The organism is Asaia lannensis NBRC 102526 (assembly GCF_024054035.1).
GTDB lineage: Bacteria > Pseudomonadota > Alphaproteobacteria > Acetobacterales > Acetobacteraceae > Asaia > Asaia lannensis.
Genome location: NZ_JAMXQU010000002.1, coordinates 440,579 through 455,492, shown reverse-complemented (window position 1 = coordinate 455,492; position 14,914 = coordinate 440,579). Strand labels below are relative to the sequence as shown.

13 protein-coding genes and 1 other RNA gene are annotated in these 14,914 nt (G+C 59.2%); 12 read left to right on the top strand and 2 right to left on the bottom strand.

Translation table 11 applies throughout. The features are described 5' to 3' along the window. Positions 1-198 precede the first annotated feature (198 nt). The 3 genes from NF685_RS04605 to NF685_RS04595 all read left to right on the top strand — a co-directional run bounded on the left by NF685_RS04605 (position 199) and on the right by NF685_RS04595 (position 1,773). Positions 199-939, top strand: a complete 741-nt coding sequence (locus NF685_RS04605; RefSeq protein WP_222548013.1) for an HAD family hydrolase — start codon at positions 199-201, stop codon at positions 937-939. A 127-nt stretch (positions 940-1,066) separates the two neighbouring features. Beyond that, the gene (locus NF685_RS04600) at positions 1,067-1,279 is read left to right on the top strand and encodes a hypervirulence associated TUDOR domain-containing protein (RefSeq protein WP_252848761.1); all 213 of its coding nucleotides are present in this window, start codon (positions 1,067-1,069) and stop codon (positions 1,277-1,279) included. Between the two features lie 8 nt (positions 1,280-1,287). After that, complete coding sequence (locus NF685_RS04595; RefSeq protein ID WP_252848760.1) at positions 1,288-1,773, top strand: DUF3465 domain-containing protein; 486 nt, start codon at positions 1,288-1,290, stop codon at positions 1,771-1,773. Positions 1,774-1,855: 82 nt separating this feature from the next. Here the strand turns inward: NF685_RS04595 and clpA are convergent, their stop codons facing one another. Together clpA and clpS are read right to left on the bottom strand one after the other, a co-directional pair. Next, a complete protein-coding gene (clpA, locus tag NF685_RS04590) occupies positions 1,856-4,192 on the bottom strand; it encodes an ATP-dependent Clp protease ATP-binding subunit ClpA (protein ID WP_252848759.1) in 2,337 nt (778 codons plus the stop codon). A gap of 141 nt (positions 4,193-4,333) precedes the next feature. Further along, a complete protein-coding gene (gene clpS, locus NF685_RS04585; RefSeq protein WP_252848758.1) occupies positions 4,334-4,762 on the bottom strand; it encodes an ATP-dependent Clp protease adapter ClpS in 429 nt (142 codons plus the stop codon). Between the two features lie 300 nt (positions 4,763-5,062). Between clpS and NF685_RS04580 the strand changes: the two genes are divergently transcribed. The 9 genes from NF685_RS04580 to NF685_RS04540 all read left to right on the top strand — a co-directional run bounded on the left by NF685_RS04580 (position 5,063) and on the right by NF685_RS04540 (position 14,888). Next, entirely contained in the window at positions 5,063-6,073 is a 1,011-nt protein-coding gene (locus NF685_RS04580; protein WP_222548549.1) for a D-alanyl-D-alanine carboxypeptidase family protein, read from the top strand. A 122-nt stretch (positions 6,074-6,195) separates the two neighbouring features. Further along, positions 6,196-6,990, top strand: a complete 795-nt coding sequence (gene map, locus NF685_RS04575; RefSeq protein ID WP_252848829.1) for a type I methionyl aminopeptidase — start codon at positions 6,196-6,198, stop codon at positions 6,988-6,990. A gap of 141 nt (positions 6,991-7,131) precedes the next feature. Beyond that, a complete protein-coding gene (gene ggt, locus NF685_RS04570) occupies positions 7,132-8,856 on the top strand; it encodes a gamma-glutamyltransferase (RefSeq protein ID WP_252848828.1) in 1,725 nt (574 codons plus the stop codon). Positions 8,857-8,913: 57 nt separating this feature from the next. Further along, positions 8,914-9,010, top strand: an RNA gene (gene ffs / locus NF685_RS04565) — signal recognition particle sRNA small type. A gap of 32 nt (positions 9,011-9,042) precedes the next feature. Beyond that, positions 9,043-11,181 (top strand): DNA polymerase III subunit gamma/tau, encoded by a 2,139-nt coding sequence (locus NF685_RS04560; RefSeq protein ID WP_252848757.1) that lies wholly within the window; start codon positions 9,043-9,045, stop codon positions 11,179-11,181. A 66-nt stretch (positions 11,182-11,247) separates the two neighbouring features. Beyond that, on the top strand, positions 11,248-11,571 hold the full coding sequence (locus NF685_RS04555; protein ID WP_252848756.1) for a YbaB/EbfC family nucleoid-associated protein: 324 nt from the start codon (positions 11,248-11,250) through the stop codon (positions 11,569-11,571). A gap of 28 nt (positions 11,572-11,599) precedes the next feature. Then, the gene (gene recR / locus NF685_RS04550; protein WP_373317808.1) at positions 11,600-12,196 is read left to right on the top strand and encodes a recombination mediator RecR; all 597 of its coding nucleotides are present in this window, start codon (positions 11,600-11,602) and stop codon (positions 12,194-12,196) included. Further along, on the top strand, positions 12,193-12,954 hold the full coding sequence (locus tag NF685_RS04545; RefSeq protein ID WP_252848755.1) for an SDR family oxidoreductase: 762 nt from the start codon (positions 12,193-12,195) through the stop codon (positions 12,952-12,954). The genes recR and NF685_RS04545 overlap by 4 nt, the downstream gene beginning before the upstream one ends. Positions 12,955-12,983: 29 nt before the next feature. Then, on the top strand, positions 12,984-14,888 hold the full coding sequence (locus NF685_RS04540; RefSeq protein WP_252848754.1) for a glycosyltransferase family 2 protein: 1,905 nt from the start codon (positions 12,984-12,986) through the stop codon (positions 14,886-14,888). Positions 14,889-14,914 lie beyond the last annotated feature (26 nt).

Below are 14,914 nucleotides of genomic sequence, written 5' to 3'. Positions count from 1 at the left end.
ATGATATTGTCGGGGCTTCCACCAATTGAGGATTGTCAGGCGCATTATCTGCTGTCCCAGACATTTTTTGTCATTTTATCCTTGCAATTCACGTTTGCATCCCTATCTTGAAGTCATACACACGATTTCGTGATTGCCCAAACCCTGAGTGCAGGAAGCGCCTGCTGGTGCCCGCACACAACGAGAGAGGACAATACCATGACAGTAGCTCCTGCAACGGCTACCGAGATTCCCGCCGCCCTGCGCGAGGACGGCACGCTTAAACTCGTCATTTTCGATTGCGATGGCGTGCTCGTCGACGGAGAGCATCTCTCCACGGCCAAGATGGCTGAAGAAGCCCGTCATTATGGCTGGGACATCTCCAATGCCGAAGCACACAAGATTTTCACGGGCGGCGAGCTGGTGAAAATTGGCGAGCGCATCGGACGCGAGACCGGTAAGGAAATGCCCGACAACTGGGACATGATGATGCAGGACCGCATTGTCAAAATGATGGAAACCGAAGCCGAGACCATCGATGGCGCGCATGAAATGCTGCAGCGCGTGCATGACCTGGGCCTTCCCATCCGGATCGGCTCGAACTCTTCAGGCGCCGAAATGGAAGCGAAATTCTCCAGCACGGGGCTGGATGAGCTTCTGGAGGAAGAGCGCATCCACTCCGGACGCGATCTCGATATGCCCAAGCCGCGGCCCGATCTCTATCTTCATGCGGCAGAACTCGAAGGCGTGCCGCCTGAGCAGTGCATCGTGCTGGAAGACTCGGATACAGGTGCGGAAGCTGCTCGACGGGCCGGGATGGCCTGTGTTCTGCTGCGTGATCTGAGCAAGCCGGCTCCGAGCTGGCCCGGTCTTCTGCGCATCGGGCATCTGTCCGAGTTCCCTGCGCTGCTCAAGACCATTCTCGACAAGCAGTCTGCCAAGGCTCCTGTCCAAGCCTGAGCTGGCCAATGCGCCACGTGCTGAAAACCGCCCCATAGGGGCGGTTTTTTTTTGCTTTTGAACCGCCTATACGCAACATCGATATTATCTGCCGCGTTCGCCTGACTCACGAAAAAGGACCGGCGTCATGGCATCGAGTAAATTCAGGAAGGGTGACGATGTCACCTGGAATACGCGTAACGGCGAGACCGAAGGGCATGTGGTCAAGACTGTGACCGAGCCAATGAAAATCAAGAATAACAAGGTCAAGGCGTCGAAGGACGATCCGAAAGTTCTTGTCGAGAGCGACAAGACTGGCGCCAAGGCCGCCCATAAACCCGATGCTTTGCACAAGAAATGAGCTGTCCAGTGCGTATTCCGTCTCTCAAGCAATCCAGCGCGGTTGCCCTTTATGGGCTTCTTGCCGCGCTGTTCATCGCGCCGGCGCAGGCACAGGGCCAGATCCAGTCTGGGGGAGGGGCCTGCGATAATCAGAAGTTCATGACCGATCAGGCCGGTTTCATGCAAACGGGACCGACCCGGGTCGATCTTCCCGAACATGTGTGCGGGCAGGTTTTCTCTGTCACCAGACGGGCGCGCCGGACTCATAGCGGTGTGCATGGCTATTTCATTATGGAAGTCGCGCCGGGACGTACGATACGCATCGTTTCCGATCTCGATCGTATGAATGCTCCTCTCTGGCCGTGGGTGCAAAAGGGTGACCAGGTGGAAATCGTCGGTCGCTATTATTTCGATTCAGCCCGCAGTCAGGGCATAGACTGGACCCATCATGGCACAGGGCGTCACTGGTCGACGCCGGGTTCAGTGACTGTCAACGGAACGCGTTACGAATAAAAAAAGCGGTGGGGGATCCCACCGCTTTTTTTGGATCGACCAACTGGCCAATCGAGGCTTTGGCTGGTCGATAACCGGGCTGTCAGTTATCGCTGGTTGCTTCGGATTTCTCATCCGAATCTTCCTCGCCATTTTTGCTCGCGGTCGGAGTGGCTTCGAGGAAATCGAAATGAAGGGCATTGTCCTTCAGCCCGATACGCACGGCTCCCCCATTGGCAAGCGCACCGAAAAGCAGCTCCTCTGCCAGCGGCTTCTTGATCGTATCCTGAATGACGCGCCCAAGCGGGCGGGCACCATAGTGGCGATCGTAGCCGCGCTCAGCCAGCCACTCCTTGGCGGCCGAGGTGATTTCGATGGTGACGTGGCGGTCGGCGAGCTGCGCTTCCAGTTGCAGGATGAATTTCTCGACCACACGCCCGACGGTTTCGGGTGTGAGATTGGCAAAGGGAATGATGGCATCGAGACGGTTGCGGAATTCCGGCGTGAACAGACGCTTGATTGCATCCTCATCCTCGCCGACACGATCCGTACGTCCGAAACCGACAGCCTCCTTGCTGAGATCGGCCGCACCGGCATTGGTCGTCATGATCAGAATGACATTACGGAAGTCGATCGTCTTGCCGTTGTGATCGGTCAGACGGCCGTGGTCCATAACCTGAAGCAGGATGTTATAAAGCTCAGGATGCGCTTTCTCGATTTCATCGAGCAGCAGCACCGCGTGGGGATGCTGGTCGATGGCATCGGTCAGCAAGCCGCCCTGGTCGAAGCCGACATAGCCCGGCGGTGCCCCGATGAGGCGCGAAATGGAGTGACGCTCCATGTATTCCGACATATCGAAACGGATCAGCTCGACGCCAAGAGAGGCTGCCAGCTGCTTGGCGACTTCCGTCTTGCCCACACCGGTCGGACCGGAAAACAGGTAATTGCCGATCGGCTTTTCCGGGTCGCGCAGCCCGGCGCGTGCCAGTTTGATGGCCGAGCTGAGGGCTTCGATGGCGCGATCCTGACCGAATACCATGTTACGCAGGTCGCGTGACAGCAGCCGGAGAGTTTCGCGATCGTCGGTCGAAACCGATTTGGGCGGGATGCGGGCAATTTTCGCGACGATCTCTTCGATATCCTTGAGCGTCACCGTCTTGCGGCGCTTGCTTTCGGGCAGGAGCATACGCGATGCACCGGCTTCATCGATGATGTCGATGGCCTTATCCGGCAGCTTGCGGTCATGCATGTACTTTGCCGAAAGCTCGACAGCGGCTTTCAGGGCGTCATCGGTATAACGCACCTTGTGATGGCGCTCGTAATTGCCCTTGAGCCCACGCAGGATCTTGATCGTGTCGCTGACCGAGGGTTCCGGCACATCGATTTTCTGGAACCGGCGCACGAGAGCGCGATCCTTTTCGAAATGCTGGCGATATTCCTTGTAGGTCGTCGAGCCGATGCAGCGCAGCGTTCCTGCAGCCAGAGCTGGCTTAAGCAGGTTCGATGCATCCATAGCGCCGCCGGATGTCGCACCGGCACCTATGACAGTATGGATTTCATCGATGAACAGGATCGCGCCCGGCGTCTGGTCGAGTTCGGTAACGACTGCCTTGAGTCGCTCCTCGAAATCGCCCCGGTAGCGTGTGCCCGCCAGAAGCGCGCCCATATCGAGCGAGAAAATCGTGGCGTCGAGCAGAACCTCAGGCACATCGCCTTCGACGATGCGTTTCGCCAAGCCTTCTGCAATCGCGGTTTTGCCTACGCCTGGATCGCCCACATAAAGCGGGTTGTTCTTCGTGCGGCGGCACAGGATCTGAATGGTGCGTTCGACCTCGCCGTCACGACCGATAAGAGGGTCGATCTTGCCCTCTTCGGCGCGCTTGTTCAGATCGACGCAGTAGGCGGCCAGAGCCTCTTGCGGCTTGGCGGCCTTGCCCTGCTTTTCTTCACGCTCGCCCTCATCCTTGTCGCGCGACCCTGTCGGGCTCCTGCGCGTGGTGCGATCGGGCGCCTTGGCAATGCCGTGGGAGATGAAGTTGACGGCATCGAGACGCGTCATGTCCTGCAGCTGCAGGAAATACACGGCATGGCTTTCGCGCTCGGCAAAAAGGGCAACAAGCACGTTGGCTCCGGTCACTTCATCGCGTCCGGTCGACTGGACATGAATTGCGGCGCGCTGAATGACGCGCTGGAAGGCTGCCGTCGGTTTGGGTTCGGTAGGACGGTCCGAGGCGAGTCCGGCCAGATCCTTGTCGAGGAACTCGGTCAGGTCGCTGCGCAGCTTGTCGAGATCGATCCCGCAGGCCTTGAACACGGTTACGGAGTCCGTGTCTTCGGTCAGGGCAAGAAGGAGATGCTCGAGCGTGGCGTATTCGTGGCGGCGTTCACCTGCAAGGGTGAGGGCGCGATGGAGCGTCTGTTCAAGCATACGAGATAACATGGGAGCGCTCCTTTGGATCGGGCCGCACAGGCCGGAAGGATAGGATGTAGGCAGGATATGATTTTGTAAAAGGGTCTCTCTGTCTGCTGACACCACAGCAGGGTTAAGGGTGAGGAGTGAAGAGCCGTCAGGCCTGTTCGTTCAGGCCTTCTCAATCATGCATTGCAGCGGGTGCTGGTTCTGTCGGGCCAGATCCATAACCTGCGTCACCTTGCTTTCTGCCACCTCGAAGGTGAAGACGCCGCAAACGCCGACGCCCTTCTTGTGGACATTGAGCATTATATTGGTAGCTTCCTCTCTCGACTTCGAGAAAAAGCGCTCAAGCACATGAACGACGAATTCCATCGGCGTGTAATCGTCATTCAGCATCAACACCTTGTACATCGCGGGGCGACGGGTCTCGGGTCGGGCCTGTATGACGACGCTGATATGCGAGTCGTCATTGCCACCTTCCTTGCGCGGGGGATCGTCCGCGTTTGCAGAATACGGGGTGACGTGCGTCCGGCCTCGGAGGCCGGGCAGCGGCAGGGGGTCAGAAACGGCATCGCGATACTGCATGATTGCGAGCATATGGGATCGCAACAGCGTTCGCAAAGAGGTAAGGCGGGCAGGGCAGGCAAAATTACCGCGAAGGCGGTCTTTACCTTATTTTTCCCCCATTTGGATCAGATGATCGTGGACGGCAGGAAATGTGTCTGTCTATGATAACAAAACCGCACAAGCCCGGGGGCACGAGTGACCTACTGCATGCAGTCCGACAAGAACAAAAACCTGTCCAAGGTGAAACAGGCAGGAGGAAAGCAGGCGGGCGAGGTGCGTAAGCGAACCGTGTTCACAAAGGCCGCGCTCGGACTTTGCCTCAGTTTCGGGATGGTGGTGAGCCCCCGTCTGGCTCATGCACAATATGCCGGCCATGTCAGCTCCTACGTTGTGGATGTGAACAGCGGTGCCGTTCTGTCTCAGGTCGATCCCGATCTGCAGCGCTATCCGGCATCCCTGACAAAGCTCATGACCCTGTATATGGCGTTTCGTGCCATGCGTGCGGGTGAGATCACCCCCGATACTCCTGTGCCGGTCTCCATTCATGCGTCCACACAGGCTCCGTCCAAGCTGGGGCTGGTTCCGGGCACGCGTTTCGTCGTGCAGCAGGCCATTCTTGGCCTTGTGACGAAATCGGCCAATGATGCCGCCTGCGCATTGGGCGAATTGCTGGGTGGTGGCGACGAAGTGCGTTTTGCCAATATGATGACGCAGCAGGCGCGTGCGCTTGGCATGTCCAATACGACATTCCGCAATGCCTCCGGTTTGCCTGATCCCGATCAGGTGACGACTGCGCGCGACCTGTCGATGCTGGCCCAGCATCTGGTTCAGGATTTTCCTGAATATTATCACTATTTTTCCACGCCCATGTTCGCATTCCATGGGCGTATGATCCCCAATCATAACCCGATGCTCAAAACCTATGCCGGAGCAGACGGAATGAAGACCGGCTATACCGATCTGGCCGGTCACAATCTCATCACCTCGGCCCAGAGAAGCAATGTACGTCTCGTCGGTGTGGTGCTGGGTGCGCGTTCGAATCCGCAGCGTAATGCGATGATGGCCAATATTCTCGATCAGGGTTTTGCAGCCGAAGGCGTGGCTCCCATGGCTCCTCTGCACCCGCCGGTGGTACTTGCACGCAATGTGCGTCGCCGTGGTCATACAGCAAGCGGCGCCGGTGCCGTGGTTGAGGTGGCCGAAGCGCCGACCGGTCCGCGTCGCTATCAGCCGGTCTCTCATGGGGCAAAGCATCATAGCGTCGCATCTGCCAAGCTGCGTATGGCGACGTCACGACATGTCGTTTCAGCCAAGAAAACCACCCGACATCAGAAGGGCTGATCAGAAGAGCGCGTAAAAAACGCGCGCTCTCCCTTGCTCCTGACGCCCTTGGGGCGCATTTTCCCTGCATTATCTGTTACTACAGACAGAACGAACGGGAGCAGAAGCAGGGCATGGACAGCATGGCGTACGATCAGGGCATCACGATATACACCGAAGAGGATTTTGTCGGGTTGAGAAAGGCTGGCCAGCTGGCTGCCGCCACTCTGGACATGATCACGCCCTATATCGTTCCCGGTGCCAAGACCGACGATCTCAATCGCCTGATCCATGACTTCACGCTCGAACACGGAGCCGTTCCGGCCCCTCTGAATTATCGCGGATTTCCCAAATCCTGCTGCATTTCGATCAATCATGTCGTCTGTCACGGTATTCCGGGCGAGCGCTGCCTCAAGGACGGCGATATCGTCAATATCGATGTGACCTCCATCCTCGATGGCTGGTACGGCGATACGTCGCGCATGTATCTGGTGGGCGATAACGTGCCGCGCAAAGCGGTCAATCTGGTGGATGCGACCTACAAGGCGCTGATGCTGGGCATTGCGGAGGTTGCGCCCGGCAAGACGCTCGGTGACGTCGGCCATGCCATACAGAGCTTTGCCGAGGGCCAGCGTCTGTCGGTTGTGCGCGATTTCTGCGGTCACGGAATCGGCCGCGAATTCCACGCCGAGCCTCAGGTCGTGCATTACGGCAAGCCGGGCAAGGGCCTCAAGCTGCGCGAAGGTATGGTATTCACCATCGAGCCGATGCTGAATCTCGGCAAGGAAGGGACCAAGACTCTCGAAGATGGCTGGACAGCCGTGACGCGCGACCGTTCACTGTCAGCGCAGTTCGAACATATGCTTGCCGTGACCCACGATGGATGCGAGATTTTCACGCTCTCTCCCGCAGGCTTTACCAAGCCGCCTTACGTCTGAAGCACGCCTGAAGCTTTGCGCTACAGCCCGATCTGCAAGGAATCAAGTCACGTGAAGCGTGTCTGCACACGAGCGGCAGCCCTGTCGCTCCTTCTCGCCGGAATTTCGCTCCCGAGCTTCGCTCAGGCGGGTCCTTCGGCCATGCCCTACGATCCGCTCGCTTTCGGTACGGTCAATCCCGATCTGAAGCCGGCCAAACCGGTTGAGGGTAGCCGGGGTATGGTCGTTTCGGCACAGCATCTGGCCTCTGAAGCCGGTCGTCGCATCATGGCTTCCGGCGGCAATGCGGCCGATGCTGCCGTGGCGGTCGGTTATGCCCTTGCAGTGGTTTATCCGGCTGCAGGCAATATCGGCGGTGGCGGGTTCATGACCCTCCGTTTGCCGGACGGTAAAACGACGTTCATCGATTTCCGCGAGCGCGCTCCTCATGCGGCGACGGCCACCATGTATCAGGACGCGCAGGGCAAGGTCGATCCCAAGGCCTCCATAGAGGGGTGGCGCGCGATCGGCGTGCCGGGAACCGTGGCCGGTCTTGAGGAAATCCATCATCGCTGGGGCAAGCTGAGTCGTGCTGCCGTCATGGCACCTGCTATCGAGCTTGCTGAAAAAGGCTTCGTTCTCGGACAGGGCGATGCGGATCTGCTGCATACCAGCACAGAGGCGTTTCAGAAGGATCCGCACGCAGCGAAGATTTTCCTGCGTCCCGACGGCACGCCGCTCCAGCCCGGCGACAGGCTGGTACAGACCGAACTGGCGCGTACGCTGCGCAGTATTGCCGATAAGGGAGAGGACGTCTTCTATAAGGGCGATATCGCCCGGCGCGTGGTGGCTGCCAGCAAGCAGAACGGCGGTATTCTGAGCCTTGCCGATTTCGCGGCCTATCATCCGCGCGAGTTCAAGCCGATCCATTGCAGCTATCGTGGCTATGATATCGATACGGCCCCACCGCCCAGCGGTGGTGGTGTCGCCCTGTGCGAGATGCTCGATATTCTCTCGGGCTATGACATGAAGCAGCTCGGTCTGCGCAGTGTTGCGGGTGTGCAGCGTCAGGTCGAGGCCATGCGTCACGCCTATTCCGACCGGCGCGATCTGGGCGATCCGGATTTCGTTAAAAACCCCGTGTCGCATCTGATCGATCCGTCTTATGCGGCTGCGATACGTCAGGGTATTCCGCTCGATCACGCGCTGAATTCGGATGCGCTCGTCGCCGGTGTGGCCCTGCCGGCTGTCGTGCAGAATGCGCAGGGGGACATGCACGAAAAGCATGAAACCACCCAGTTCTCTGTCGCTGACCGGTCGGGTTTCGCAATTTCTGCCACCTATACGCTCAATGGCTGGTTCGGCGCAGGGGTGATCGGTGGCGATACCGGTTTCTTCCTCAATGACGAGATGGATGATTTCTCGGCAAAGCCCGGTAGCGCCAATATGTTTGGCATTGTCGGCTCCGAGGCCAATGCCATTGCGCCGGGCAAAACGCCACTCTCATCCATGGCGCCGACGATCATCAGTCATGAGGGCAAACCCTTCATGGTGATTGGCAGCCCGGGTGGTTCGCGTATTCCCACCATTATCCTTTCTGTGGTCCTCGGCGTCATCGACGGTGGTCTGGATATCCAGCAGGCGGTCGATCTTCCGCGTATCCATGAACAGTGGAAGCCATCGGCTATCGAACTGGAGCCGCGTGCACTCAGCCCCGATGTGATGCAGCAGCTTCAGATCGAAGGCTATGCGCTCTCGCCACATCGTCCCTGGGGCGTCGCCGAGGGAATTCTGTTCGGTCGTCCTTCCGTAGCGGCACCGGCCACGGGCAAGCTCTACGGGGGCTGGGATCGTCGTCATGAGGGCGGCAGCGCGAGCGGATTATAAAAAAACCTGATCCTGCCTCTTGCGCAGAAGAGGCAGAATGGTGTTAACCCTGCACCGGGAGGTCGGCCTTGGACGGACGGCTTGCGAACCCGGTCAGGTCCGGAAGGAAGCAGCCGCAGTGAGTTTTGTTCGGGTCATGTGTTCGGCCTCCCACCCTTTGAAGCAGCCGGTCCCGTTGCGTTTCGCATGACCCCTTCAGACTCTCCCCAGATGCCAGACGATATGCCGCTTCCTCCCGTCGAGTCGGGCGGATTTTTCGATGCGGTTGACGACACATCTGTCGCACAGGGTGCACAGCCCGTGACGGCCAGCGCATCCGTGCAGGCGACTCCGGAGCGAAGCGGCCCTTATCGTGTTCTGGCGCGCAAATACCGCCCCCAGCATTTCGACGATCTGATCGGGCAGGACGCCACGGTGCGCATTCTGCGACGTGCGTTCCAGCTCGGGCGTGTCGCGCATGCTTTCATGCTCACCGGGGTACGTGGCGTCGGCAAGACCACCACGGCGCGCATTATCGCCCGCGCGCTCAACTGTATCGGGGTGGATGGCAAAGGTGGCCCGACCGCCGATCCCTGCGGTGTCTGTGCCAATTGCACGGCCATTCTGGCAGATCGTCATCCCGATGTGCTCGAGATGGACGCGGCTTCGCGTACCGGTGTGGATGACATACGCGAGATTATCGAGGCGACACGTTTTCGCCCGATGCAGGGGCGTATGAAAGTCTTCATCATCGATGAAGTGCATATGCTTTCGCGCAATGCATTCAACGCTCTGCTGAAAACGCTCGAAGAACCGCCCGAGCAGGTCACATTCGTTTTTGCGACAACCGAGCTGCGCAAGGTGCCGGTAACGGTCCTGTCGCGCTGCCAGCGCTTCGACCTTCGTCGTGTCCCACAGGACATGCTGATGCAGCATTTTGCCGATATCGCGCAAAAGGAAGCTGTCGCGTTTTCGGATGAGGCTCTGTATCTCATTGCACGTGCCGCCGACGGATCGGTGCGTGACGGGCTCTCCCTGCTCGATCAGGCGATTGCACAGGGAGAAGGCGAGGGGGCGGCGCAGATCGAGGCGCCCATGGTCAGCGCCATGCTCGGTCTTGCAGACCGTCAGCTCATTTTCGACCTGTTCGAGGTTCTCATGCAGGGTAAGGCCGATCAGGCGCTTGCCATCAGCGCAGAGGCCTACGCGCAGGGTGCCGATCTGGGCATACTCCTGACCGATCTGCTCGACCTGATTCACGTCATTTCGCGCCTGAAGGCGATTCCCTCATTGCGAGAGAGCCGCGAACTCCCCGAGGCAGAGCGGGACAGGGGCGCATCGCTGGCGGACCGGTTGCCCAATGCGGAACTCGGTCGGGCCTGGCAGATTCTCCTCAAGGGCATTCAGGAGGTCGAACAGGCTCCGGATCGGCGCGCCGCTGCGGAAATGGTACTGATACGCTTGTGCTATGCGAGCACCTTGCCGACCCCTGATCGTCTGGCGCGTCTGGTCATGCAGATGCAGGGCGATGGCGCATCTCCCTCACGTCCGGACGATGCCGGGCCGGGTAACCAGAAACCCCAGACCCAGGGGGCTCAAGGCCATGGTACGGTCAGTCGCGAGGGGATGACCAGCCCGCAAAACAGCGAGATAGCGCAGGGTCGGGCGCACGATACGGGGCACGATACAGGCGATCATAGGCCACGCGCCGCACTGCGCCTTGTTGCCAATGGCGGTGTCGCGTTCGATACGACCCCGCCGGAACATGCGGCTGAGCCAGTCCTGACGCCAGCCTATCCTGTTCCCGAGGGCGATAATGCACAAGCGTCGCTGCCTCCTCTGCGTTCATGGCGCGAGATGGTGGCGTTCGTTGCACGACAGTCAGAGGCCATGCTGCATGGTCTTCTGCGTCACTCCGCCCATCTGGTCTGTTTCGAGCCGCCTCGTGTCGCCATACGCATGGCACGCGGCACCCCACCGCGCACAGAGACGCGTCTGCAGGCATTGCTCGAAAGAACCTATCCCGGACAATGGCAGATCGAAGCCTCGTCCGAAGAGGGGGAGCCGACACTGGATGAGCAGGGAGCCGAAATCGTGGCTTTGCGACGCGAGGAGCTGCATGCTCATCCGCTGTTGCGCGCCATACTCGATGTCTTTCCCGATGCCCGTGTCGGCGAACCCAAGGATCTGTCGCTCGACGAATACGGTCTCCCCCCTGAAGAGCTGGAAGAACCGGAGAGCTGGGGTACGGAACCTTCAGCACCCGATCTGGACTTTGCGCCACTCGATGCCGATCTGATGGATGACGATGACTGGCACGATTTCGGTGGCAGCACATCCTTCTGACCGCGCCTCGTTGAGGGCGGCGGGTCTTTCTATCTGGCTCTTCTCTTATCTGAAGGACATTACCCAATGAAAAATCTTGCAGGACTGATGAAGCAGGCCTCACAGATGCAGTCGCGTATGGAGGAGGTTCAAAACACGCTGAACGCTCTTACGGTCGAGGGTTCCTCGGGTGCCGGTCTGGTCGGCGTTACGCTGACGGGCAAGGGCGATATGCGCGGTCTGCGCATCGATCCCAAACTGGCCGATCCGAATGAAGTCGAAATGCTTCAGGACCTGATTATCGCAGCATTCGCCGATGCGCGTACGAAGGTGGAAGCCGCCAGTGCAGAAGAAATGCGCAAGGTTACCGGCGGGATCGATCTGCCTGCCGGTCTGAAATTTCCGTTCTGATCATCCGAAGCAGGAGAGCACAGCCATGATGGGTGGTGGCGATGTCGAGAGGCTGATCCAGCTTTTGTCCCGCCTGCCCGGATTGGGGCCGCGTTCCGCACGTCGTGCGGCGCTCGTGCTTCTGCGCTCGCCGCAGACGAGACTCCTGCCGCTTGCCGAAGCGATGGAAGCAGCCGCCCACTCGGTACGCAGCTGCTCCATATGCGGGACGCTCGACAGCAGCGACCCGTGCAGCATCTGCGCCGATCCGGCACGCGACCGGGGACTGATCTGTGTGGTCGAGACAGTGGGCGATCTCTGGGCGCTGGAACGATCGAGACTGCATCCGGGAACCTATCAGGTTCTCGGCGGCGTCCTGTCGGCGCTTTCTGGCACGGGGCCGGAAGATCTCAATACAGCCTCGCTGCTGTCGCGCGTTGCCTCAGGCGATGTGCGCGAAGTTATTCTGGCTCTCGGCGCGACCGTTGAGGGCGCCAGTACCGCGCATTGGCTGCAGGAGAAGCTTGCCGCTTACGATGTGACTGTCACGCGTGTCGGCCACGGTGTGCCGATAGGTGGCGCGCTCGACGTGCTCGACGATGGCACCCTTGCGGCGGCCCTCTCGGCAAGGCGTCCGGCGCAATGAGGTCGTCAGCGCATATTGCATCCATTCCCGGATCGATCCCGCGTGTCGCTCTGGTGACTGGCGGCGTCAGACGCATCGGCAAAGCGCTTGTCGAAGCGCTGGCGCATGAAGGATTTGCGATCGCGCTTCATTGCCGCAGCCATGCGGATGAGGCGCGTGCCCTTTTGTCCACTCTTGATGTTACGGGTTGCGTGCTTCAGGCCGACCTGATGCATGAGCAAGAGACGGCGCGCCTGATAGAAGATGCGACAAAGGCGCTCGGTCCTGTCGGGGTGCTGATCAATAATGCTTCTGTTTTCGAGCGTGATGAATGGCAGACCTCCAGTCGCGACTCATGGGATCGTCACCTGGAGACCAATCTGCGTGCGCCCTTCGTCCTGATGCAGGCTTTCGCCCAAGCCCTGCCGGATGATGCGCAGGGTATGATTCTCAATCTGCTCGACCAGCGTGTCTGGAATCTCACGCCTCATTTCGTAAGCTATACGCTTTCCAAAGCAGGGCTCTGGACATTGACGCAGACGATGGCCCTCGCTCTGGCGCCGCGCATAAGGGTCAATGCAATCGGCCCCGGCCCGGTTCTGCCGGCCCAGGGACAGTCGCCCGAGCATTTCGAGGCCATGTGCCGTAATACCCCGTTACAGACCGGCGCTGAGCCCGCTGAAATAGTCACAGCACTGACAGCTTTATTGCGAATGCCTTCAGTGACTGGCCAAATGATTGCACTCGACGGTGGTCAGCATTTACAATGGCGGCCATAACATCAGAATAAAGAGGCGTGTATCTCCCCATGACACCACTGACTTGCCGTCTGGCCAATGGAGAGCGTACGACCTGTCTGGTTGCCAGAATACGATCCGATCATCAGACCTATCTGGATTTCGATCCGGTCTCGAGAGAAATTTCCCATCGCCCTGCATCGGCTGTTCGGCATGAAACCTTTGTTCTGACATGGTCGCTCCTGCCCGAATTCGCGTTGCTTGTGTCGAGCCGGGGAGACTGGCCTGAGGATATGGCGCAGGCCGAAACATGGTCTCCCGGTTTTTTTCCACTTGCATCGATCGATATGCAGGCCGGACGTCGTGCCCTTAAACCATATGGCAGTGCTGCATTTCTGACTGCTGAGGTCGATACGGGTCGCGTGCTGCAGGACAGGAAGGCGATTTCGGACTGGGAGTTGTTCGATTTTGAACCGCTCCGGAACTCGCCACCTCTTCTTCTCAGCGATTTCGCCGAGCAGTTTGCAGCGGTCCTGTCTGCGCGCCACGATGCACGCGCGGTTCTGGCGGCGCTTCTCGATTGCCCGACTGCCTTTCAGCCCGATCTGCTCGAAATCGTTCTGACGATTCTTCATCCCCGTATACGGTCTGAATTCATCGGTCTTTTTGTTGCCGATCTGCGTGACGGTCATGATCTGGCTACGCGCGATGTTTCACGTCTGCTCGCCACGCTTCCACAAGGGCAGTGGGTCGCAGACGCGTTGCAGGATCTGCATGACTGGAAAAGCGGAAAAACCCGCTCGATCCTGCGTGCGGGGCCGAATTACGATTTCATGGGTCTGTCGGCACAGCGCGTGGCAGGCACATCCTATCACAGGGGGGCACGCCTGCTTGAAGAGGCCCGTCGTGCCGTCGTGCCGCGTCGCAATCTTGCGTTGCTGGCCACCGCGCGGGATGAAGGGTTGTATCTGCTCGAGTGGATCGCGCATCACAGGCGTATCGGCGTCGAGCAGTTCTTTATCTATACGAATGACCTGACGGACGGATCGGACGTCCTCCTGCGTCGTCTTGCCGAGGCTGGCGAGATCGTCTGGATCGATAATAGCGGGGATTCGCCTGCGCGCATCAATATGCAGGACAAGGCTTATTATCACGCGCTGACGGTTGTACCCGAACTGCTCGACTATCGCTGGTGTCTGGTTGTCGATCTCGATGAAATGGTTCTGCCCGGGCCCCATGTGGATTATCGCCTGCCGCCGCTTCTCGACGCGCGTGAGCAGGAAGGGGCCGACGCTGTGGCCATGTCGTGGCGTGTCTTCAATTCAAGCGGTCATCTTACCTGGACGCCGGGTCTGTCATCCGAGCGTTTCGTCGAGACCGAACGCCATCCCCTTATCAAAAGCGTCTTTCGCACAGGACTGTTTTCCGGCTCCGCGGCGCATCATCCGGTTTCGATACAGCGTCAGACAATCCCGTTTCTGACGATCGATGGAGAAGCGCATCGGGAGGGCGATCTGGGAACCCATGACATCAATTTCGCGACGCGGGCGACGGTCAATGCGGTTGTCTGCCATTATCACGTGCGCTCGCTAGAGGAATATGTCTGGAAATTCGCGCGTGGCGAGAACGATGGAAATGGCGTCCTGACGACCAAGCATTTTCGTTACAACAATCCCGGGATTTTCGAGCTGTTCACAAGCCGCTTCGACGCCGGCGGACCGAAGCCGGCCCTGCCGATTGCCGAGGACATCAGGCGCGGCATGCGTCGTCTCCTGCGCCTTCCCGGCGTTTCGGAGGCTCAGAGAAACATCGAGGCGCAATTCGCCAGACAGTCGGTCGCATTCGTGGAGCAGAGTGCAGCCATCATGAAGGAAGACGACCGTATTGCCCCGGAGACGCGTGCAAGGTGGTGTGCCCTCGTGGATCTCTGGCGCGAGGCACGGGGCGTCGATGCAGCCGATCACAATCCGGACTGATCTTTGCTGCCCGGGAGGCGAGGGGC

Excerpts from the sequence above, each read along its gene's own strand:
- NF685_RS04605 (WP_222548013.1), top strand. The coding sequence starts at position 199 with ATGACAGTAGCTCCTGCAACGGCTACCGAGATTCCCGCCGCCCTGCGC.
- NF685_RS04600 (WP_252848761.1), top strand. The coding sequence starts at position 1,067 with ATGGCATCGAGTAAATTCAGGAAGGGTGACGATGTCACCTGGAATACG.
- clpA (WP_252848759.1), bottom strand. The coding sequence starts at position 4,192 with ATGTTATCTCGTATGCTTGAACAGACGCTCCATCGCGCCCTCACCCTT.
- clpS (WP_252848758.1), bottom strand. The coding sequence starts at position 4,762 with ATGCTCGCAATCATGCAGTATCGCGATGCCGTTTCTGACCCCCTGCCG.
- NF685_RS04580 (WP_222548549.1), top strand. The coding sequence starts at position 5,063 with ATGGTGGTGAGCCCCCGTCTGGCTCATGCACAATATGCCGGCCATGTC.
- map (WP_252848829.1), top strand. The coding sequence starts at position 6,196 with ATGGCGTACGATCAGGGCATCACGATATACACCGAAGAGGATTTTGTC.
- ggt (WP_252848828.1), top strand. The coding sequence starts at position 7,132 with ATGCCCTACGATCCGCTCGCTTTCGGTACGGTCAATCCCGATCTGAAG.
- NF685_RS04560 (WP_252848757.1), top strand. The coding sequence starts at position 9,043 with ATGACCCCTTCAGACTCTCCCCAGATGCCAGACGATATGCCGCTTCCT.
- NF685_RS04555 (WP_252848756.1), top strand. The coding sequence starts at position 11,248 with ATGAAAAATCTTGCAGGACTGATGAAGCAGGCCTCACAGATGCAGTCG.
- recR (WP_373317808.1), top strand. The coding sequence starts at position 11,600 with ATGGGTGGTGGCGATGTCGAGAGGCTGATCCAGCTTTTGTCCCGCCTG.
- NF685_RS04545 (WP_252848755.1), top strand. The coding sequence starts at position 12,193 with ATGAGGTCGTCAGCGCATATTGCATCCATTCCCGGATCGATCCCGCGT.
- NF685_RS04540 (WP_252848754.1), top strand. The coding sequence starts at position 12,984 with ATGACACCACTGACTTGCCGTCTGGCCAATGGAGAGCGTACGACCTGT.